This is a genomic window from Tardiphaga sp. 839_C3_N1_4 (genome assembly GCF_051811045.1).
In the GTDB taxonomy this organism is placed as follows: Bacteria; Pseudomonadota; Alphaproteobacteria; order Rhizobiales; family Xanthobacteraceae; genus Tardiphaga.
The window spans coordinates 2087760-2107711 of record NZ_JBPWQD010000001.1; the positions used below are offsets into that span (position 1 = coordinate 2087760).

20 protein-coding genes are annotated in these 19952 nt (G+C 61.4%); 11 read left to right on the plus strand and 9 right to left on the minus strand.

The window, feature by feature from the left end; translation table 11 throughout:
- Positions 1–185 precede the first annotated feature (185 nt).
- Both AB8A38_RS10110 and AB8A38_RS10115 read left to right on the plus strand, forming a co-directional pair.
- Complete coding sequence (locus tag AB8A38_RS10110) at positions 186–512, plus strand: hypothetical protein (protein WP_093760596.1); 327 nt, start codon at positions 186–188, stop codon at positions 510–512.
- Between the two features lie 245 nt (positions 513–757).
- Positions 758–1054: a hypothetical protein gene (locus tag AB8A38_RS10115; RefSeq protein WP_068732235.1), complete on the plus strand. Its 297-nt coding sequence runs from the start codon at positions 758–760 to the stop codon at positions 1052–1054.
- 95 nt (positions 1055–1149) lie between these two features.
- Here the strand turns inward: AB8A38_RS10115 and AB8A38_RS10120 are convergent, their stop codons facing one another.
- The 4 genes from AB8A38_RS10120 to ettA all read right to left on the minus strand — a co-directional run bounded on the left by AB8A38_RS10120 (position 1150) and on the right by ettA (position 5566).
- Entirely contained in the window at positions 1150–2385 is a 1236-nt protein-coding gene (locus AB8A38_RS10120) for a lytic murein transglycosylase (RefSeq protein WP_439088490.1), read from the minus strand.
- A 14-nt stretch (positions 2386–2399) separates the two neighbouring features.
- A complete protein-coding gene (locus AB8A38_RS10125) occupies positions 2400–3026 on the minus strand; it encodes a TIGR00645 family protein (RefSeq protein WP_315841281.1) in 627 nt (208 codons plus the stop codon).
- A 106-nt stretch (positions 3027–3132) separates the two neighbouring features.
- Positions 3133–3903 carry a trans-aconitate 2-methyltransferase gene (gene tam / locus AB8A38_RS10130; RefSeq protein ID WP_439085879.1) on the minus strand — a complete coding sequence of 257 codons (771 nt, stop codon included), beginning with the start codon at positions 3901–3903 and terminating at the stop codon, positions 3133–3135.
- Between the two features lie 13 nt (positions 3904–3916).
- Positions 3917–5566 carry an energy-dependent translational throttle protein EttA gene (gene ettA, locus AB8A38_RS10135; RefSeq protein WP_089267386.1) on the minus strand — a complete coding sequence of 550 codons (1650 nt, stop codon included), beginning with the start codon at positions 5564–5566 and terminating at the stop codon, positions 3917–3919.
- Positions 5567–5797: 231 nt separating this feature from the next.
- Here ettA and AB8A38_RS10140 point away from each other — a divergent pair, with 231 nt between their 5' ends.
- Both AB8A38_RS10140 and AB8A38_RS10145 read left to right on the plus strand, forming a co-directional pair.
- Positions 5798–6004, plus strand: coding sequence for a hypothetical protein (locus AB8A38_RS10140; RefSeq protein ID WP_439085880.1), 207 nt, complete (start codon positions 5798–5800; stop codon positions 6002–6004).
- Between the two features lie 115 nt (positions 6005–6119).
- The gene (locus tag AB8A38_RS10145; RefSeq protein ID WP_315841278.1) at positions 6120–7079 is read left to right on the plus strand and encodes a D-2-hydroxyacid dehydrogenase family protein; all 960 of its coding nucleotides are present in this window, start codon (positions 6120–6122) and stop codon (positions 7077–7079) included.
- Positions 7080–7159: 80 nt separating this feature from the next.
- Here AB8A38_RS10145 and AB8A38_RS10150 read toward each other — a convergent pair whose 3' ends face one another.
- Entirely contained in the window at positions 7160–8338 is a 1179-nt protein-coding gene (locus AB8A38_RS10150) for a L,D-transpeptidase family protein (RefSeq protein ID WP_439085881.1), read from the minus strand.
- A gap of 358 nt (positions 8339–8696) precedes the next feature.
- Here AB8A38_RS10150 and AB8A38_RS10155 point away from each other — a divergent pair, with 358 nt between their 5' ends.
- On the plus strand, positions 8697–9500 hold the full coding sequence (locus tag AB8A38_RS10155; RefSeq protein WP_439085882.1) for a hypothetical protein: 804 nt from the start codon (positions 8697–8699) through the stop codon (positions 9498–9500).
- A gap of 12 nt (positions 9501–9512) precedes the next feature.
- Here the strand turns inward: AB8A38_RS10155 and sseA are convergent, their stop codons facing one another.
- From sseA to AB8A38_RS10170, 3 genes are all read right to left on the minus strand, one after another.
- Positions 9513–10370, minus strand: coding sequence for a 3-mercaptopyruvate sulfurtransferase (gene sseA, locus AB8A38_RS10160; RefSeq protein ID WP_439085883.1), 858 nt, complete (start codon positions 10368–10370; stop codon positions 9513–9515).
- 113 nt (positions 10371–10483) lie between these two features.
- Positions 10484–10897, minus strand: a complete 414-nt coding sequence (locus tag AB8A38_RS10165) for a rhodanese-like domain-containing protein (protein WP_439085884.1) — start codon at positions 10895–10897, stop codon at positions 10484–10486.
- Complete coding sequence (locus AB8A38_RS10170) at positions 10894–12075, minus strand: vWA domain-containing protein (protein ID WP_068732219.1); 1182 nt, start codon at positions 12073–12075, stop codon at positions 10894–10896. Before AB8A38_RS10170 ends, AB8A38_RS10165 begins: the two co-directional genes overlap by 4 nt.
- A 304-nt stretch (positions 12076–12379) precedes the next feature.
- Here AB8A38_RS10170 and AB8A38_RS10175 point away from each other — a divergent pair, with 304 nt between their 5' ends.
- The 6 genes from AB8A38_RS10175 to AB8A38_RS10200 all read left to right on the plus strand — a co-directional run bounded on the left by AB8A38_RS10175 (position 12380) and on the right by AB8A38_RS10200 (position 18682).
- Positions 12380–14296, plus strand: coding sequence for a diguanylate cyclase (locus AB8A38_RS10175; protein WP_439085885.1), 1917 nt, complete (start codon positions 12380–12382; stop codon positions 14294–14296).
- Between the two features lie 217 nt (positions 14297–14513).
- The gene (locus AB8A38_RS10180; RefSeq protein WP_068732215.1) at positions 14514–14756 is read left to right on the plus strand and encodes a GlsB/YeaQ/YmgE family stress response membrane protein; all 243 of its coding nucleotides are present in this window, start codon (positions 14514–14516) and stop codon (positions 14754–14756) included.
- Positions 14757–14850: 94 nt separating this feature from the next.
- Positions 14851–15693, plus strand: a complete 843-nt coding sequence (locus tag AB8A38_RS10185; protein WP_068732213.1) for an AAA family ATPase — start codon at positions 14851–14853, stop codon at positions 15691–15693.
- Between the two features lie 189 nt (positions 15694–15882).
- Positions 15883–16932, plus strand: a complete 1050-nt coding sequence (locus tag AB8A38_RS10190; RefSeq protein WP_439085886.1) for an aromatic ring-hydroxylating dioxygenase subunit alpha — start codon at positions 15883–15885, stop codon at positions 16930–16932.
- Between the two features lie 4 nt (positions 16933–16936).
- Complete coding sequence (locus AB8A38_RS10195) at positions 16937–17692, plus strand: GntR family transcriptional regulator (RefSeq protein ID WP_315841272.1); 756 nt, start codon at positions 16937–16939, stop codon at positions 17690–17692.
- Between the two features lie 12 nt (positions 17693–17704).
- The gene (locus AB8A38_RS10200; RefSeq protein WP_439085887.1) at positions 17705–18682 is read left to right on the plus strand and encodes a PDR/VanB family oxidoreductase; all 978 of its coding nucleotides are present in this window, start codon (positions 17705–17707) and stop codon (positions 18680–18682) included.
- A gap of 3 nt (positions 18683–18685) precedes the next feature.
- Here the strand turns inward: AB8A38_RS10200 and AB8A38_RS10205 are convergent, their stop codons facing one another.
- On the minus strand, positions 18686–19825 hold the full coding sequence (locus tag AB8A38_RS10205; RefSeq protein ID WP_439085888.1) for an MFS transporter: 1140 nt from the start codon (positions 19823–19825) through the stop codon (positions 18686–18688).
- Positions 19826–19952 lie beyond the last annotated feature (127 nt).

Genomic DNA, 19952 nt, shown 5'->3' on the forward strand with positions numbered 1-19952 from the left:
CAGCAACCGCCTGCGCCGCGGCATGCCCTTGGGGAGGGTTACGGACCTCCGTCCGGAATGGCTTTAATATCAAGATGTAACCTGGATCGCGCGGTCCCGTTCATTGATCATTCAAGTGAAGTATGAAACTTTTCGCGTCAGGCAGCGCTATGTGTGAGCGAAGCCCGATTGAGAAAGGGAATGCCATGAAGAAAACTCTGATGGCCATTGCCGCCGTTGCCACCCTGGCCGTTTCCGCCATGGCTCCTACATCGGCAAGCGCGCAGCATTGGCGTGGACATGGCGGCGGTGGCGCGGTGGCTGCAGGTCTGATTGGCGGCGCCCTGCTTGGCGGCGCGATCGCTGCCGGCTCGGGATACTATGGTCCCGGCTATTACGGTCCCGGCTACGGCTATTACGGCCGTCCTGCCTATGTGGCCGGCCCGGGCTATTACGGCGACTGTTTCTGGCAACGTCAGCGTTTCTGGGACGGCTATGGCTGGCGCATTCGCCGCGTCCGCGTGTGCGGCTGAGATCGCGGGATCATGTGATCTCTGAGATCACTGTGATCTCCTGTCACGCATCGGAAACCTACGACATTTCCAGTGCGTGATGCTTGCAATGGCCCGAAAAAACCGCTTTTTCGGATCACTGACTGGCTAACGTTTACATCGAATTGACGGTTGGGCGCTTCTAAGTGAGACCGCCAGTTCGAATCGCAGCGTGAGTAGACCTTTAACCGTGCGTCGCTTGCGGCGCCCTTCTGGAGAGACTTGAGATGAAGAAGACGATTTCCGCCTTGCTCGCCGCCGCGACGGTTGCCGGTTCGCTGGTTGCTGTTGCGCCTGCCGCAAAGGCCGACGGTGGCCGCATCGCCGCTGGCGTTGCCGGTGGCCTGATCGGTGGCGCTCTCCTCGGTGGCGCCATTGCAGCCAGCCGTCCGGCTCCGGCCTATGGCTACGGCTACGCCCCCGCTCCGGTGTATGTCGAACCGGAATGCCGTGTCGTCCGCCAGCGCGTCTGGGACGAATATCGTGGCGTCTGGCGTTCGCGCCCGGTCGAAGTTTGCGATTGATCTGACCTGACGACCGCGCATTCGTGCGCACGATCCAAATTCAAAACCCGGCCGTTTACGCGGCCGGGTTTTTCGTTGGGCGATTGAAGGCCCGACTATCTTGCGTTCATCGCGCGCAACACCGTCTCGCTGGGCCAGCAATCGACCTTGAGGCCCGCTGACTTCTGATAGGCGCCGAGCGCGGCGCGCGTCTTCATGCCGGCCTTGCCGTCCATCTTGTCGGCATAGAGACCAAGCTTCGTCAGGTGCCGCTGCATGGCCTCGACATCGGTGCTGCGCAACTGGTTCGAGGCCGACCACGGCGTCGCAAAGGGCTGCGCATTGGCCATCCGGTCGCTGAGATGGCCGACGAACAGAACATAGAGATCGGAGAAATTGTATTCCTTGATGACGAAATAGTTCTTCGTTGTCAGGAAGGCCGGGCCATAGATGCCCTCCGGCTGCAGCAGCGACGCCGGCTGCGCCTGCTCCGCCGCGCTGAGCTTCTCGCCACGGACCGGAATGAAGCCGGCACGAATCCACTCCCCAATCGGCCGGGTGACTTCTGGCACACCCATCGTACAGTCGGCATTGGCCGGCGCACGCACTTCATAGGCCCAGCGCAGACCGCGCTGCCAACCCTTGTTGGTGAGTTGCTGCGCCGCTGATGCCAGCGCATCCGGCACCGACTTCCAGATATCGACATGGCCGTCGCCGTCGAAATCGACGCCGTGCTTATCCAGTTCCGACGGCAGGAATTGCGTGAGCCCCGTCGCGCCGCCCCAGGACACGCGCAGATCCTTGCGCGATACGTCGCCGCGCTCGATCAGCTTCAATGCCGCGATGAACTCGCCGCGATACTGGTCCTTGCGGCGGCCGACATAGGCTTGCGTCGCCAGCACGCGAATGCCGTCATAGGGCAACGCATACCGACCGTAATCCGTCTCGCGCCCCCAGATCGCCAGAATGATTGTCGCCGGCACGCCGAAGCGCTGCTCGATGGCGGTGAGTGTCGCGCGGTGTTTCTGCAACAGCCGCTGCCCCTCGCCCGCCAGCCGGATGACGCTGGCCTCCTTCACATAATCCGCAGGCACCTGCACGAATTCTGCCTGCGACGGCGCACCGGTGGCAGGACGGCCGGGCAGAATGAGATCCGGAAGCTTGTAGTCCGGCTCCAGCCCGCGTGTGGCCTCATCGAAGGTTTTACGCGAGACGCCAGCCTGTTGGGCTTCGGGCCAGAGCGAAGCAATGAAGGTGGTGAAGCCGGCGTCAGGTGCAGCAAACGAATGAACCGGAATGATCACCAGGCACAGGACAACGACGACTGAGAGCGGTCGCAGTGTCGTCCACATGCCCGGCTTCATCTTCAATGCGCGTGGCCTCCATGGCCGTGCTTGCCGTGACCATTCTCTGGCGGATGCGAAGCAACTCCGTTCGAGAGCTTGTCGACATAGGCAATGCCGACGGCCGAGAGAATGAACACTATGTGGATGATGGTCTGCCACATCACGCCGGTCTCTGTGTAGTTCGTCGTGCGCGCGCTGGTGCTGCCCAGATTGCCGGCCTCGATGAAGGTGCGCAGCAGATGGATCGACGAGATGCCGATGATCGCCATCGCCAGCTTGATCTTCAGCACGCTCGCATTGACGTGGCTGAGCCATTCCGGCTCGTCCGGATGGCCGTTCAGATTAAGCCGCGACACGAAGGTCTCGTAACCGCCGACGATCACCATCACCAGCAGGTTGGAAATCATCACAACGTCGATCAGACCCAGCACGACCAGCATGATCTGCTGTTCGCTGAAGTCGAACGAGTGCGCGATGAGATGCCAGAGCTCCTTGAGGAACAACACGACATAGACGCACTGCGCCACGATCAGGCCGATATAGAGCGGCAGCTGCAGCCAGCGCGAGCCAAAAATCAGCGCAGGAATCGGTCGCATCGCCCCGCCTTTTCCTCTGGGTGGCAATGGCGTTTCTGGCGTCATGGACATGGGGGCTCGCTATGGGTCGAATCGGAATGCAATGGAAGCGCCGATCTTATAGCGGCGCGTACTGGACGCGATGATGTCGTGAATGCGCGGCAACTGGCCGCATCAGCTATTTGACAGCGACGATGAAGATCCGCGGAAATTTCAGCAGAACCTTGCCATCCGCCTGCGGCAAATAGCTCGCGGCGATGCGCGCGGTATACTCAGCGATGTAAGCCTTGCGTTCCGGCGGCTCGAGCGGGTCGACGAACGGACGCAAGCCCGTTCCCTTCACCCATTCCACGATGGCGGCGGCATCGGCGAGCGCATGATTGTAGACGGTGTGCCAGATCTCGACGCGTGAACACAGTGGCTGCAGCGCATCGTAATAGGCCCCGGGTTTCGGCAATGAGTCACGCATCTCCGCAGCCTTCGAGAGCTGCGCGCGCCACGGCTCGAGATAGGCGACCTCGCGCATCAGGATATGCGAGGGCTCGTCGAGATTGTCCGGCATTTGTACGGCCAGCACGCCTCCATCAGGCAAGGCACCGACCAGACGCTTCAGCTGCTTGATGTGATCCGGCACCCACTGAAACACGGCATTGGCAAACAAGACATCGGAGCCGGCCGGCGCTACCCAATGGGCGATATTGGCCTCGATGAACGTCTGCGCGGGCAGACGTTCCCGTGCCTGTCGCAGCATATCGGCCGACGTATCGACACCGATGACCGATGCGTCGGGCCAGCGATTGACCAGAAGCTCCGTCGAGTTGCCAGGCCCGCAGCCGATGTCGACGACCTTGCGGGCATCGAGAAGCGGAATCTGCGCGAGCAGATCCCGTGCCGGCCTGGTTCGCTCATCCTCGAACTTCAGATACTGCTGCGCGCTCCAGTCGGCCATTTTAGAGTTCTCCTCAGCGCGTCAGTTTCTTGTATTTCACGCGATGCGGGATGATCGAATCCTGCCCGAGACGACGCATCTTGTCCTTCTCGTAGTCCTGGAAGTTGCCTTCAAACCATTCGACATGGCTGTCGCCTTCGAAAGCGAGCATATGGGTCGCGATACGGTCGAGGAACCAGCGGTCATGGCTGATGATCACGGCGCAACCGGCGAAGTCTTCCAGCGCCTCTTCCAGCGCACGTAGCGTGTCGACGTCGAGGTCGTTGGTCGGTTCGTCGAGCAGTAACACGTTGGCGCCGGACTTCAGCATCTTGGCGAGATGCACGCGGTTGCGTTCACCGCCGGACAATGCGCCGACCTTCTTCTGCTGATCGCCGCCCTTGAAGTTGAACGACGAGCAGTAGCCGCGCGAATTGACTTCCTTCTTGCCGAGCAGGATCAGTTCGTTATTGCCCGAGATTTCTTCCCAGACAGTCTTCTTGCCATCGAGCGCATCGCGCGACTGATCGACATAACCGAGATGAACGGTCTCACCGACGGTGATCGTGCCGCTGTCCGGCTTCTCCTGGCCGGTGATCATCTTGAACAACGTGGTCTTGCCGGCGCCGTTCGCACCGATCACGCCGACGATACCGCCCGGCGGCAGCTTGAAGGTCAGATCGTCGATCAGCACGCGATCACCATAGGCCTTGGTGAGACCTTCGAAGTCGACGACGTTGTCGCCGAGGCGCTCGGCCACCGGAATGGTGATCTGCGCACCCTGGGTCTGCTTCTCGCTGGCCTTCTTGAGCAGCTCGTCATAACGCTGGTAGCGCGCCTTCGACTTGGCCTGACGTGCCTTGGGCGACGAGGCGATCCACTCCTGCTCGCGTTCCAGAGTCTTCTGATGGGCTGCGTCCTCGCGGCCTTCCTGTGCCAGACGCTTCTGCTTCTGCACTAGCCAGGACGAGTAGTTGCCCTCGTAGGGAATGCCGCGGCCGCGATCGAGTTCGAGAATCCAGGACGTCACATTGTCGAGGAAGTAGCGGTCATGGGTCACGATTAGGATCGCACCCGGATAGTTGCGCAGATGGCCTTCGAGCCACGACACGGATTCGGCGTCGAGATGGTTGGTCGGTTCGTCGAGCAGCAGCAGTTCGGGTGCATCGAGCAGTAGCTTGCAGAGCGCGACGCGACGGCGTTCACCACCGGAGAGCTTGGTTACGTCGGCATCGTCAGGCGGACAACGCAACGCGTCCATCGCCTGGTCGACCTTGCTGTCGAGATCCCAAAGGCCCTGGGCCTCGATCTCATCCTGCAGCTTGGTCATCTCGTCAGCGGTCTCTTCCGAGTAGTTCATCGCCAGCTCGTTGTAGCGATCGAGAACAGCCTTCTGCTTGGCGACGCCAAGCATGACGTTCTCGCGGACGTTCAAAGACGCATCGAGCTGCGGTTCCTGTTCGAGATAACCGACGCGGGCGCCCTGCGCGACCCAGGCCTCGCCGGTGTATTCCTTGTCGAGGCCCGCCATGATCTTGAGCAGCGTCGACTTACCGGCGCCGTTGACGCCGAGCACGCCGATCTTGGCGTCCGGGTAAAATGACAAATGGACGTTATCCAGCACCTTGCGGGTCGGATAGGCCTTGGTCAGACCCTGCATGAAGTAGACGAATTGGCGAGCCATCGTGATCCTTGAAAACCGTCGCGGGCGTGAAAAATGGGTTGTGGCTGATGTAGCGGCGTGGCCCCGAAAGGGCAACCGGGGGTCTTAAGGATTTGGTAACTCTGCACTTCTTCGAGGCAGCCATTGTGACAATTAAAACCGCTTTTTAACGACTTCCGCCAAGAGTGCTGGCAGGGCGATCAATCATGCCCCTCGCGACTGAAGTCGCGGGCAGACAGGCGGAGCCTCGTCATGGCAACCATTACATCAGTCCCCTCTCCCGCCGCCGCCGAAACCCGCGCGGCGCGCCCAGGCCTACTCCACGAAATCCGGACGTTCTGGCAGCTGTTCTTCGTCGCGGCCTTCGATCCTTACCGGCCCGAGCAGCATTACATGCGCGGCCCAGGCCCCGCCTGTCGCGCCAAGGACCCGTCCGCGCCTGTCCCGCCCTCACATTAAGCTGATCGCACTGCCGCCGACGATGCAGACGCTTGCGCGCGCCCGCGAGGCGCGCAATGTGTCCATCCCCTGACGGCCTCACCTGCCGTCATCACCACACCGGATGGACGATCCCATGACGCGGCTGCGCTGTGCAATTCTCGACGACTACCAGAACGTGGCTCTGACGCTTGGTGACTGGAGCGCACTCGCCGACCGCATCGAGATCACCGTCTTCGACAAGCCGTTCGCCTCAGCGGACGAAGCGGCTGCAGCGCTGAAGGATTTCGAAATCATCTGCGCCATGCGCGAGCGTACGCCATTTCCGCGCGCGATGTTCGAGGCGCTGCCGAAACTCAAGCTGCTGATCACTTCCGGCATGCGCAATGCCGCGATCGATTTTGAAGCCGCCAAGGTTCATGACGTCACCGTCTGCGGTACCGCGATGGTGGGCAATCCGACGGCCGGCCTGACGATCGGCCTGATGCTGGAACTGACCCGCAAGATCGGCTTTGAAAACGCACGCATGAAGGCGGGCAAGCCCTGGCAGGTGACGGTCGGCGAGGACATCGAAGGCAAGACGCTCGGGATCATCGGCCTCGGCAAGCTCGGCAGTCAGGTCGCTGGCATCGGCCGCGCGTTGGGCATGAAGACCATTGCCTGGAGCACCAATCTGACGCCCGAGGCCTGCGAAAAAGCCGGCGTGACCTACGCGACCAAGGAAGAACTGTTCGCCCAGGCCGACATCATTACGATCCACCTCGTGCTGAGTGATCGCTCGCGCGGATTGGTGTCACGGGCGGATCTCGCACGCATGAAACCAACCGCCTATCTCATCAACACAGCACGCGGCCCGATCGTGGATGAAGTCGCACTGCTCGAGACCTTGCAGGCCGGGAAAATTGCCGGTGCAGGTGTCGACACCTATTCCCATGAACCACTGCCGCTCGACAGCCCGCTGCGCAAGCTCGACAACGTGGTGATCACGCCGCATCTCGGCTACGTCACCGCCGAAAATTACAAGCGAATCTATGCAGAGATGATCGAGGGCATCGGCGGCTGGTTGAACAGCGCCCCCGTCCGCAAGCTCAACTGACGCAAGCGTTCACTGCATAAAAGAAAATGGGCGCCGTGTGATCACACGGCGCCCGTTTTGTTGAAATCAGCTGAAAGAAATCAGCGAATGCTCACCGGAGCCGGTAGCGGCTGAACCGATGTCGGCTGGGTACCGGGCAGTGGCGCTGGAGCAGCGCTGGCGCTCGGGCCGGGCACCGGCTGCGCGGAGGCGGTCGTTGCCGGAGCCTTGCCCGGCATTACCACCACGCGGGTACCGACCTTGACACGCTCGAACAGATCCGAGACGTCGTCGTTGAGCATGCCGAAGCAGCCCGACGACACCGACTTGCCGATGGTCGACGGCTGGTTGGTGCCGTGAATACGATACACGGTGGAGCCGAGATACATCGCGCGGGCACCGAGCGGATTGCCTTCGCCGCCGGCCATAAAGCGCGGGAGATAGGGCTGACGCTCGATCATCTCGGTCGGCGGATGCCAATCCGGCCACTCCGCCTTGCGAGTGATCTTCTGCACACCGTTCCAGGTGAAACCATCGCGACCGACACGGACGCCATAGCGCATCGCGCGGTTGTTGCCGAGCACATAGTACAAATAGAAGTTCGGCGTATCGACGACGATGGTGCCTGCGGGCTCCTTCGTGACGAAATTGACTTCCTGCCGGCGGAACTGCGGCGGCAACTGCGCCGGACCGGTTTCTGGCTGATCTTCCGGAGGCAATGAAGCCACCATCACGGAGCTGCCATTGGCGCCCAGACCCTGCCCCTGAACGGAGCCGGTCACAGGGGCACCCTGCCCGCCCATGCCTTCAGGCGGACGCACTGCGCCATCACCGTTGCCACGGTTCGAATAGACCACCGCCGGCGGCGCCATCGGGCGACCGTAACGCGGGTCGTCGGGCGACATCACCGGGCCCTGCGGCATGGCGCGATCGGAATAAACCGGGGCAGCACCAGCAGGGCGACCGTAGCGCGGATCATCCGGAGACATCACTGGGCTCTGGGGCGCAATTCCGGGCGCGGACAGCCCCGTCATCGGCCGACCACCGCGAGAGGGCGGCGCGTCATCTTCGTCGAGTGCGTCAAAGTCCGGCATGGCGTCCAGCGCGCGATCGGCGCGCGAATTGGCCGGATAGCCGCCCGAGGGGTAGTTGGGGTCGGCCGGGATCGAATAGCCGCTTGGCGTGCCCACAGGATAGCCCTGCGCCACCGCGAGCGAATGACCCGCGACGCTACCGAGAGCCACGGTCGCCAATGTCGTCAAAACACGCTTGATCATCATTGCCCTTGTATAAGCTCAAGCAAAAACCGGAACATGCTGTGAGATCGCGCAGGATAGCGGCGCATTCAAGACAATTCCGGAAAAAAGCTTCCCATTTCGGTCATATTCGCGAGATCACACGCCGGCGTGGCTATCTTGCCTCACCCCCGCTGAAATCATTGCTCAGGAATGCGTCCTCTGTTGTGCATCTCACTTTTTAACAAACGGTTCCTGAGGCCGTGCGTTATCCTCAAATGGTCCTGATTCGCGACGCTTTGGCGGCAGCCGATTCTGCGGAACGGGCCGCTTCCAGTGTTGTCACCGCGTCCCCGTCGTTCGAAAGCCTTCCACGGTCTGTCCGAAGGCGGAACTGCCATTCATGCTTCCGGGTTTCCGATTTCTGTTCGCAGCCGTCCTGCTCACAGTCTCGTTGGTGGTCTTCGGCCTTGGTGCCGCAGCCCTGCTGCGCTCTGCCCATCAGGAATTCGCGACCATTCCGACCAGGCGCGCGGCGCCGACCGTCTTTGCGCAGCCGCCCGGCGAAGCTCCGCCGACATTGGCCATGCTGCGCGTCGAGGCACCAGCCCCCACCCCTGAGACTGTCGCGCCGCCAGCGGTCTCCGTGACATCGGCGGCAGAACAAGTGCCCCCCATCGCGGCTCCCGCTGAGCCGGAAAACATCACCTTGCCCGAGACCGCCGCGCCCCCGGCGACGCCGGCCGTACCGATTGTCGAGATTACTGCCCCGGTGGCGGCGACGCCGAAGCCTGAGGTTGCAGCGAAGTCGGAAGCAACGAAGATCGAAGAGCGGGAACCTCTAACGACGGTTGCCGTCGCACCAGCGACCTCCGTCGAACCAGTTGCTGCCCCTCCTCCCGAGCCTGCCACCGTTCCAGCACCAGCCGCCGCAGCAGAGGTTGTAGCAACGCCAGCGGGGCCACAGCCAACAGCCACGCTGACCGATGACGACGCAAGACTGTCTTCGACGAAAATCGCGATGCTGGGCGGACCGCCCGTCGATACCGAGTCGGTTCCACTGCCGAAAGCGAAGCCTGCTGCAGAGCCCGCCAAGAAGATCGTGAAGAAGCACATCGTCGTCAAAAAGCGGCGTGTGGCCGCCCGGCCTATGGCGGCCGCTGCACCACAGCCAACCGACCCGTTCGGATTGCCGGTCGCGCGCTGACCTCGACCCCGGTTACGCCGGTCCGGTCGCGACGGGCGGACCGTCGGGCTGCCCCCATTCCGACCACGAGCCGTCATAGAGCGCTGAACCGCGCACGCCGAGACGATAGAGCGCCAGCGTCAACACCGCCGCAGATACGCCCGAGCCACATGTGGTGACGATGGGCTTGTCGAGATCGAGCCCCGTGCCGGTGAAGGCTGCGCGCAACTCTTCAAGCGGCTTCATCGTGCCGGTCGCAGCATCGAACAGCAGGTTGTAAGGCAGGTTTCGGCTGGCGGGGATGTGACCGGAGCGAATGCCCGCACGCGGTTCAGGGACACTTCCCTCGAAGCGATTGGCGGCACGCGCATCGATCAATTGCTCTTTGCGCGAATCCAGATTGGCAACGACCTGCGCCTTGCTGCGGATATACGACTTGTCGAGTGTGGCGCTGAAAGTGCCAAGCTTCGGTGACGCCTTTCCGGTTTCCGTCGCGCGACCTTCGGCTTTCCATTTCTTCAACCCGCCATCGAGCACCTTCACATTGGCGTGGCCGTAAGAGAGGAACATCCACCACGCCCGCGGCGCCGCGACCCAGCCACCCGCATCATAGGCGACGACTGTATCACCAGAGGAAATGCCTAGCGCACCGACATCGCGCGCAAACTGGTCGGCATCCGGATACATATGCGGCAGCGACACAGAGTGATCGGAGACTGCATCGACATCGAAGAACACCGCTCCGGGAATGTGTGCCGCCAGATAATCATCGACCGGCAGCGGCAGCACGCCTGGCATCTTGAACGACGCATCGATGACCTTCACCTTGGGATCGCCGAGATGCGCGGCGAGCCATTCGGTCGAGACGAGAGGATCAGTGCTGGATGTCATAGTCTCGTTCCTGCGTTGCCCATTTCAGGTGTCGTTGCCAGACTTGATCCGGCAATCCATCTCTTCGGAAAGAAAGACGGGCACGCGGGTCCAGCCCGCGTGTGAAGACGGCGTTATGATTTGGCCTTCGGCTCGACCTTCTCGACCACGCCGCCCGCATTGCGCCAGGCGGTGAAGCCACCGCCCAGATGCGCCACTGGCTTCAGGCCCATATCGGCCGCCGTCTTCGCTGCCAGCGCTGAGCGCCAGCCGCTGGCGCAATGGAAAATGAACTTCTTGTCTTCCTGGAAGATCGGCTTGCCATAGGGACTTTCCGGATCGATCCAGAATTCCAGCATGCCGCGGGTGCAGGAGAACGAGCCCGGGATCTTGCCTTCGCGTTCGATCTCGCGGGGATCGCGGATATCGACGATAACGACATCCGGGCTTTCCACCGCTTTCATTACATCCTCGACGCTCATGGTCTCGATCTGCGCGTTGGCTTCGTCGAGCAGCGCCTTGTAGCCGCGGGTAATCGTCTGCGTCATGCTTTCCGCACCAGTTCCTTCATTGCGCCTTCGAGACCTTCAATCGTCAGCGGATACATCCGTTCCGAGAACAGCCGCCGAATGATGGTCGTGGACTCCGAGTAGTCCCAGTGCCGCTTGGCGACAGGATTGAGCCACACCGCATTCGGATAGGTCTGCGTGATGCGCTCCAGCCAGACCGAGCCGGACTCTTCGTTCACATGCTCGACCGAACCGCCGGGCACCATGATCTCGTAAGGCGACATCGAGGCATCGCCGACGAACACGATCTTGTAGTCATGGGCATATTTGTGCAGCACGTCCCAAGTCGGCGTGCGGTCCGTGAAGCGACGTTTGTTCTGCTTCCACACGCCTTCATAGAGGCAGTTGTGGAAGTAGAAATACTCCATGTGCTTGAATTCGCTCTTCGCCGCCGAAAACAGTTCCTCGACTTGCTCGATATGCGAATCCATGGATCCGCCGATGTCGAAGAACACCAGCACCTTGACCGCGTTGCGCCGTTCCGGCCGCATATGGACGTCGAGATAACCGTGATTGGCGGTCTCCCGAATCGTGGTGTCGAGATCGAGCTCATCGGGCGCGCCGGTGCGGGCAAACTTGCGCAGACGGCGCAGCGCCACCTTGATGTTGCGGATGCCAAGCTCGACGTTGCCATCGAGATCCTTGAACTCGCGCTTGTCCCAGACCTTCACCGCGCGCCGGTGGCGGCTCTTTTCCTGGCCGATACGGATGCCTTCGGGATTGTAGCCCTCAGCGCCAAACGGTGAGGTCCCGGCCGTGCCGATCCATTTGTTGCCGCCTTGATGACGTTCCTTCTGCTCTTCAAGGCGCTTCCGCAGGGTTTCCATGAGCTTGTCCCAGCCCATGGCCTCGATCTGCTTCTTCTCTTCCTCGGTGAGATATTTCTCGGCGAGCTTCTTCAGCCACTCGGCCGGAATCTCCGCCTTTTCCATGGCATCGAGCAGGCTTTCCAGCCCCTTGAAGACCGTGCCGAACACCCGATCGAACTTGTCGAGATTGCGCTCGTCCTTCACCAGCGCTGCGCGGGACAAATAATAGAAATTCTCTACCGACTGATCTGCGAGGTCGGCGTCGAGCGCCTCCATCAGCGTGAGATATTCGCGCAGGGTCACCGGGACCTGTGCATCGCGCAGCGATGTGAAGAATTGCAAGAACATGATTGACAGATTGCCCGACCACCCGCGTCCGTCAAGGGCCGGATGTGGTAGAAGCCTACACAGCTCCGTGGCTCGCCATCGCGGCGCACATCCGAAATAAGCGAGATTTGTCAGTCAAACCGGGGCGAATTCCGCTCCGCGGCATGGTGAAGCAATCGCTTTTCAGATTGCAGGTATTTGTTTCAACAATTCCCGCGTCAGTAACCACGCAACGCGGTGTCCCGCCATCGGCGGGCATTCTTAGCTATCGTGAAAGCAACGACGGCCATGGTGATGGCCTGTTTTGCAGTCAACATAGAACCGAATGACCGTGCCCACGACACCGATCAGCAGTTCGCCGAGCCGACTCTCCGCGCCAGGTGTGATCGTCACGCTGTTCGTGCTGGCGATGAGTGCGTGCGTGCTCGGGCTTGTCGTCTGGAAGGCGCTCGATGCCCGCCAAGCCGTGCTGGCGCAAAGCGAGACCGACAGTCGAAACCTCGCACATTCGCTGGTCGAACATGCTTCGCGCTCGATACAGGCCATCGATATCGCCGTGAGCGGGATGGCAGATCTGCTGAAGTACCAAAACCCGCAGCCGGATCGCTTCAACACGTTTCTGGCCAATACGGCGAATGCACTGCCACAGCTCCGCGAAATCGGTGTATTCGATACGCTGGGGAACTGGCGTTATTCCTCGTTGCCGGAAACGCCAACGCACAATAATTCCGACCGCGACTATTTCATCTATCATCGCGATCACACCGACTCCAATATCAGGATCAACGCTCCCATCACGTCGCGGCTAACCGGCCGCTCGTCAATCATCCTGTCGAAGCGGATCGACGGGCCCGACGGCACCTTCAAAGGTGTGCTGACGGGCGCAATCGACAACCAGTACTTCAGCGATTTCTACAAAACATTCCAGATCGGCGAGAGCGGCGGCATCAGCCTGATCCGAAGCGACGGCATACTGCTGATTCACTGGCCATCGATGGAAGTTGGGAAGGACCTCTCCGGAACTCAGCTCATTCAGACCCGTCTGAAACAGAGTCTGGCAGGCTTCTACAAGATCGATTCGCCGTTCGACGGCATCACCAAATATTTCAGCTACGAGCAAACCACGCAGTATCCGCTGATCGTCACAGTCGCGATTCCGGAAGATCAGGTGTTGGCGATATGGAAGAGCAATCTGCTCTCCGACGTTATCGTTGCTTCAGTCCTGCTCTGCACCGTGATCCTGCTCGCCGCCCTGCTATCGACCCAGTTTCGCTTCCGGCTCAACATGGAACACGCGCTCCGCGAGCGCGAGTCCCACTATCGCCTGCTTGCCGACAACATCGCTGATGTCATCATTCTGCTCGATCGCTTCGGGAACATCGTCTTCGTCTCCCACTCGGTCGAACTCGTCCTGGGACACAGTCCGAACGAGTTGCTCGGGCGGTCCTGCTTTGAACTGGTGCATCCGGACGATGTCGAAACCGTGAAGGCTGCCAGCGCGCAGCTTACAGATCTCACCGCAAACCGCACGGTGATCTTCAGGACCTATCGCCACGACAAGTCACTGGCGTGGGTAGAAGTAAACTTCAAGCTGGCCATGCGCGCGACGGATCGCGAAAAGGTCGAGATTGTCGGCGTGCTGCGCGACGTCACCTTGCGCAAGAGGATGCAGGACGAGTTGACCGCGCTGAATTCCAAACTCGCCGAACTCGCGACCACCGACGGGCTGACGGGACTGGCAAACCGGCGCACGCTCGACGGCTTTATGCGCCGCGCCTATGAGCAGCATGAGCAGATGTCGGTGCTGCTGATCGATGTCGACAACTTCAAGGGCTACAATGACAGCAACGGCCACCAAGCCGGCGACGAATGCCTGAAACGCGTCGCATCCGTCATCGCCGACGCCACGATCAATACGCCGGCATTGTCCGCACGCTATGGTGGCGAGGAGTTCGCCATCGTTTTGCCGGACGTATCCGAGGCCGATGCGATCACTATCGCGGAAGCCCTGCGCCTTCGGGTCAGGGCATTGGAGATTCCAAATATAGCATCAACCCGTGGCCACCTGTCGATCAGCGTCGGCGTCGCCAGCCGGAACAGCCTGACCTCGAACGAAGCCGTCCTGGTCGGCGAGGCCGATCTGGCGCTTTACGAGGCCAAACGACGTGGTCGAGATTGCGTTGTCGCCAATTCAGCGCTGCAACGCGAATATTTCAGCGCGGGCTTTTCGCACAACGGCTGATCCGCCAATTGCCGCCAGACCGCCCGGCTTTTCCCCGCCATGATATGTTCTTCGTCATCGCAAAGGGTCCCGCGAAGTGCCCGGAATGGTGGCTGGACCTGACCGATAATTCAATTAAACTTCGCCCGGAAACGTGCCGGCTGGCCAAATTGGCCAACGGCTGATGATCACAACAGGAATGGCGCGTCATTTGATGTCGCCCGCGAAGGATTGATCCATGGGAATTCTCGCAGCATTGCTGATCGGTGCCATTGCCGGCTGGTTGGCCGGGTTGATCGTTCGTGGCGCCGGCTTCGGCCTGCTCGGCAATATCGTGATCGGCATCATCGGCGCACTGGTCGCTGGCTGGCTGCTGCCGCGATTGGGCGTCAGCCTTGGCGTCGGGGCGATCCGCGACATCATCAACGCCACCATCGGCGCGGTGATCGTGCTCGTAATCCTGTCGCTGATCCGGCGCTAACGTCGCATCCCCTCACTCTGCGATCGCCTACCGCGATTCCCATCATTTTCGGCGGCGCGCGTCCGCGCGACAAGAAGAACAAGGCAAAGTCTCCATGAAATTTACCGGCACCGAAAACTATGTCGCGACCGATGATCTCAAGGTCGCGGTCAATGCCGCCATCGTGCTCGAACGCCCGCTGCTGGTGAAGGGCGAGCCGGGCACCGGCAAGACCGTACTGGCCGAAGAAGTCGCCAAGGCGCTGGGCGCACCGCTGCTGACCTGGCACATCAAGTCGACCACAAAGGCGCAGCAGGGCCTGTACGAATACGATGCCGTCTCGCGCCTACGCGACAGCCAGCTCGGCGATCCCCGCGTCTCGGATATCGGCAACTACATCAAGCGCGGCAAGCTGTGGGAAGCTTTCACCCATGCAGAGCGACCCGTGCTGCTGATCGACGAAATCGACAAGGCTGACATCGAATTCCCGAACGACCTTCTGCTCGAGCTCGACCGCATGGAATTCCATGTTTACGAGACCGGCGAGACCATCAAGGCGGCAAAGCGCCCGATCGTGATGATCACATCGAACAACGAGAAGGAATTGCCCGACGCGTTTCTGCGCCGTTGCTTTTTCCACTACATCAAGTTCCCCGACATCGACACCATGAACCAGATCGTCGAGGTCCACTTCCCCGGCATCAAGCATCGCCTCGTCGCCGAAGCGATGCGTATTTTCTTCGAGGTGCGCGACGTGCCCGGCCTCAAGAAGAAGCCATCGACGTCGGAACTACTCGATTGGCTGAAGCTGCTGGTCAATGAGGACATGTCACCCGAAATGCTGCGGGAGCGCGACCCGCGCAAGCTGATCCCGCCGCTGCATGGTGCGCTGTTGAAGAACGAGCAGGACGTGCACCTGTTCGAGCGGCTGGCGTTTTTGAACAGACGGGAAGTCTGATCCAACATCGAGGTATACAGCCTTCACGAAAAACCGCCCTTACGGGCGGTTTTTTAATACCTATTCACAGGTTAACCGATTTCAGTATACATAATCGGTTCTCATCCTCACTTTATCGGAGTATCGTCCCCTTCAAATGCCAATCCTGTATACAGACAGGACTCAGGAATTGCGCCACGGAGGAATACGATGCCCGCTTCATTCCCGCTGAACGCCTGGTACGCCGCCGCCTGGGATGCCGACATCAAGCACCAGCTTTTCCCGCGCATGATCTGCGGCAAGCATGTGGTGATCTACCGACGCTCCGATGGCGGCGTCAGCGCGCTGGAGGATGCCTGCTGGCACCGGCTGGTGCCGCTCTCCAAGGGACGTCTCGAAGGCGACACGGTGGTCTGCGGCTATCACGGCCTGAAATACAACGCGCAAGGCCGCTGCACCTTCATGCCCTCGCAGGAGACCATCAATCCCTCCGCTTGCGTGCGCTCCTATCCCGTGGTCGAGCGGCATCGCTTCATCTGGCTGTGGATGGGCGACCCGGCGCTGGCAGATCCGGCACTCGTTCCGGACATGCACTGGAATGACGATCCGGAATGGGCCGGCGACGGCAAGACGATTCACGCGAAGTGCGACTACCGCCTCGTGGTCGACAATCTGATGGATCTCACCCACGAGACCTTCGTGCACGGCTCCAGCATCGGTCAGGACGACGTCGCTGAATCTCCTTTCGATGTCACCCATGGCGACAAAACCGTCACTGTGACGCGCTGGATGAAGGGCATCGAAGCGCCACCATTCTGGGCCGCGCAGTTGCGCAAGCCCGGTCCCGTCGATCGCTGGCAGATCATCCACTTCCAGGCGCCGAGCACGGTGAATATCGACGTCGGCGTCGCACCGGCGGGAACCGGCGCGCCGGAAGGCGATCGCTCGCAGGGCGTCAATGGCTTCGTGCTCAACACCATGACGCCGGAAACCGAGACCACCTGCCACTATTTCTGGGCCTTTGTGCGCAACCACCGCATCACTGAGCAGAAGATCACCACGGAAATCCGCGAAGGCGTCTCTGCAATCTTCCGCGAGGACGAGATCATTCTCGAAGCGCAGCAGAAGGCGATGAACGAGAATCCCGACCGCGTCTTCTACAATCTCAACATCGATGCCGGCGCGATGTGGTGCCGACGCGTGATCGACCGCATGGTGGCGAAGGAAAGCACGCCACCCAAACTCCAGGCGGCAGAGTAAAATCATGAGCGAACGCGATACCGAACGCTCCGTCTCGCAGACCGTCCGCGCGCAGCTCGCACTGCGCGACATGATCCTGTCCGGTACGCTGCGCCCGGGCGAGCGCATCAGCGAATTGCAGGCTGTGGATATCACCGGCGTGTCGCGCACGCCGGTGCGCCTCGCGCTGGTGCGGCTGGAGGATGAAGGCCTGCTGCAGGCGATCCCGTCCGGCGGCTTCATGGTGAAGGCGTTTTCCGAGCGCGACATTCTCGACTCGATTGAGCTGCGCGGCACGCTGGAAGGCCTCGCCGCCCGCTTCGCTGCGGAGCGCGGCGCCAGCGCGCGCAATCTCGAACCACTGAAGGAATGCCTGTCCGATCTGGATCAGTTGGTGCGGCAGGATCCGATCTCGGTCGAGGCCTTTTCAGCCTATGTCACCATGAACGCCCGCTTCCATGCGCTGCTGACCGATCTCTCCGGCAGCGCGCCGGTGATCCGGCAGATAGATCGTGTGTCGGCGATGCCCTTTGCCTCGCCCAGTGCCTTCGTGATGGCGCAGTCGGCGCTGCCGGAAGCGCACAACATCCTGCTGATCGGCCAAGAACATCACCGCATCGTCGTGGATGCCATCGAAAATCGCGAAGGGGCACGCGCTGAGGCGATCATGCGCGAACACGCGCGGCTCGCCGTGCGCAATCTGCGGCTGGCACTGCGCAATCGCAATCATCTCGATCTGCTGCCTGCACTGGCATTGCTGACCTCGACACCGGCGGATTGACGGAGACCTTTCATGCGTTTTGCAGAACACTGGATGGGATGCCGCGTCGAGGCCACGCGCAATGTGGCGCCGAACATTCGCGAGATCACGCTGAAGCCGGATACACCGCTGCCGTCCTACCCTCTCGGCAGCCACATCAATGTCAGCCTCCTGATCGACGGCCAGCCACAGACGCGATCCTATTCGCTGGTGGGAGAACGCAGCAACGAGTTGCTGCGGATCGCTGTGCGGCTGGCACCGGATAGCCGTGGCGGCTCCAAAGCCATGTGGGCATTGCAGGCCGGCGCGCGGCTGGAGATCTCCAGCCCGTCATCGCTCTACGACATCGACTGGAATCGCGGGACATACTGCCTGATCGCTGGCGGCATCGGCATCACGCCGATCACCGGCATTGCCGCAGCGCTCCACAGCAAAGCCATCGATCTGCAGCTGCATTATGCCGTGAAGGCTCGCAACGAAGCCGCCTACCTCGAAGAACTATCGACGCTGCTCGGCGACCGCCTGACGGTGCACGCCAGCCATGAAGGCGCACGACTGGATTTCGCCGCGACCTTTGGCGCCCTGCCTCCCAATGCGATCGTCATCCTCTGTGGCCCGATGCGGATGCTGGAAGCCGCCCGGCGCGAATGGAACGCCGCCGGGCGCGCCCCGGCTGATCTGCGCTATGAAACCTTCGGCTCCAGCGGTCTCCTGCCAACTACGGAATTCCGCGTTCGACTGAAGGGCAGCGGCGCGGAGATCGTGGTCCCGCAGAGTCGCTCGATGCTGGCAGCGCTCAACGACGCCGGCTTCGAGGTGATGTCGGACTGCGAACGCGGCGAATGCGGGGTCTGCGCGATCGATGTTCTCGCCATCGACGGCGAAATCGATCATCGCGACGTGTTCTTCAGCGATCACCAGAAGAGCGGCAACACGAAGATTTGTCCCTGCGTCTCGCGCGTCGTCGGCACGGTGACGGTGGATACGTTGTATCAGCCGGACGCTGTCTGACCGTCAGCATTCACCGCGCAGCGACGCAATCATCGACATGATCGCGAGCAGGATGACCACGGCGCCATAGACATAGGCCACGACGGCCAGTCCGGCATATGGCACAGCCACGCCTGCAGCGAGTGCCGGCAGGCTGAAGGCCAGATAGGACAACACATAGAACGCCGCCAGCAAACCGGCGCGCTGATGCGCCTCGGCGGTCGGAAGCAGCGTGCTCAGCGAGCCGGCGAATGACGCGCCGAAGCCGAAACCTGCTATCACCGAACCAGCAAACAGCATCGCAACGCTGTGCTGCCAGATGCCGAGCAGCGAGACGAGGACGCCCAGCGACAGTGCGGCCGTGCCAATCACCAGCAACCGCTGCGCCGGAAGCTGCCGAAGGGCGGCCACGGTCAGTGCTGCAGCGAGCATCAGGGTCGCGACCACGACGCCGCCGACCCAAGGCGCGGAGACGCCCATCGTTGTTGCGACCACCGTGGGCATCAAGGACAGGCTGAAGCCGCCCAACGCCCATGTGGCGACGGTGGCCGGCGCAACGCGCAGCAGCGCGGCGCGCGATTGCGCGGGCACGCGCACATGCGGCCGCAGCGAGGCCAGCGCGCCGGATTTGCGCGACACGGTCTCGGGCATCACGAACAGCAGCACAATCATCACGGCCGTCAGCGCGAATAGAACCTCATAGACCAGATGCAGCGGATCGGGCGCGAAGGTGACGAGCGCCGCCGCGCCGAGCGCGCCGACCATCAGGCCAAGAAAGGCGGTAACGCTGTTGAGGAGCGGTCCGCGCTTGCGGTCGGTATCGAGGATCGCAGCGCCCAATGCCGTTGTCGCCGTGCCGACGCACAGGCCCTGCACGGCACGCGCGAGGATCAATTGCTCGACGTCACTGGCATAGGAGAACAGCACCATTGCGATAGCATTGAGCAGCAGACCGCCGAGAATGACCGGACGACGTCCGACATAATCGGACAGGCCGCCGACGGTCAGCAACGCCGCCAGCAGGCTGATCGCATAGACCGCAAACACCAGCGTGATCATCAGCGGCGAGAGGTGCATCGACTGTTGGTAGAGCCGGTACAGCGGCGTCACCGCGCTACTGCTGGCCGCGACCAGTGCGGCCCCGGCAAAACTGAATGCCGTCATGGCCGACGGCTTCAACACCCAACCGGCTCTGGCGGGTGATGCTTGAGCATTGGAAACACACGTCTTTTCGGCGCCACCTTGCATAGCTCATTCCTAAAAGCTAAATAGTTGCATTAGGCATCTAGGT

Bases quoted from the DNA above. Each gene is read 5' to 3' on its own strand.
- AB8A38_RS10110 (WP_093760596.1), top strand. From the start codon at position 186: ATGAAGAAAACTCTGATGGCCATTGCCGCCGTTGCCACCCTGGCCGTT.
- AB8A38_RS10115 (WP_068732235.1), top strand. From the start codon at position 758: ATGAAGAAGACGATTTCCGCCTTGCTCGCCGCCGCGACGGTTGCCGGT.
- AB8A38_RS10120 (WP_439088490.1), bottom strand. From the start codon at position 2,385: ATGTGGACGACACTGCGACCGCTCTCAGTCGTCGTTGTCCTGTGCCTG.
- AB8A38_RS10125 (WP_315841281.1), bottom strand. From the start codon at position 3,026: ATGTCCATGACGCCAGAAACGCCATTGCCACCCAGAGGAAAAGGCGGG.
- tam (WP_439085879.1), bottom strand. From the start codon at position 3,903: ATGGCCGACTGGAGCGCGCAGCAGTATCTGAAGTTCGAGGATGAGCGA.
- ettA (WP_089267386.1), bottom strand. From the start codon at position 5,566: ATGGCTCGCCAATTCGTCTACTTCATGCAGGGTCTGACCAAGGCCTAT.
- AB8A38_RS10140 (WP_439085880.1), top strand. From the start codon at position 5,798: ATGGCAACCATTACATCAGTCCCCTCTCCCGCCGCCGCCGAAACCCGC.
- AB8A38_RS10145 (WP_315841278.1), top strand. From the start codon at position 6,120: ATGACGCGGCTGCGCTGTGCAATTCTCGACGACTACCAGAACGTGGCT.
- AB8A38_RS10150 (WP_439085881.1), bottom strand. From the start codon at position 8,338: ATGATGATCAAGCGTGTTTTGACGACATTGGCGACCGTGGCTCTCGGT.
- AB8A38_RS10155 (WP_439085882.1), top strand. From the start codon at position 8,697: ATGCTTCCGGGTTTCCGATTTCTGTTCGCAGCCGTCCTGCTCACAGTC.
- sseA (WP_439085883.1), bottom strand. From the start codon at position 10,370: ATGACATCCAGCACTGATCCTCTCGTCTCGACCGAATGGCTCGCCGCG.
- AB8A38_RS10165 (WP_439085884.1), bottom strand. From the start codon at position 10,897: ATGACGCAGACGATTACCCGCGGCTACAAGGCGCTGCTCGACGAAGCC.
- AB8A38_RS10170 (WP_068732219.1), bottom strand. From the start codon at position 12,075: ATGTTCTTGCAATTCTTCACATCGCTGCGCGATGCACAGGTCCCGGTG.
- AB8A38_RS10175 (WP_439085885.1), top strand. From the start codon at position 12,380: ATGACCGTGCCCACGACACCGATCAGCAGTTCGCCGAGCCGACTCTCC.
- AB8A38_RS10180 (WP_068732215.1), top strand. From the start codon at position 14,514: ATGGGAATTCTCGCAGCATTGCTGATCGGTGCCATTGCCGGCTGGTTG.
- AB8A38_RS10185 (WP_068732213.1), top strand. From the start codon at position 14,851: ATGAAATTTACCGGCACCGAAAACTATGTCGCGACCGATGATCTCAAG.
- AB8A38_RS10190 (WP_439085886.1), top strand. From the start codon at position 15,883: ATGCCCGCTTCATTCCCGCTGAACGCCTGGTACGCCGCCGCCTGGGAT.
- AB8A38_RS10195 (WP_315841272.1), top strand. From the start codon at position 16,937: ATGAGCGAACGCGATACCGAACGCTCCGTCTCGCAGACCGTCCGCGCG.
- AB8A38_RS10200 (WP_439085887.1), top strand. From the start codon at position 17,705: ATGCGTTTTGCAGAACACTGGATGGGATGCCGCGTCGAGGCCACGCGC.
- AB8A38_RS10205 (WP_439085888.1), bottom strand. From the start codon at position 19,825: ATGACGGCATTCAGTTTTGCCGGGGCCGCACTGGTCGCGGCCAGCAGT.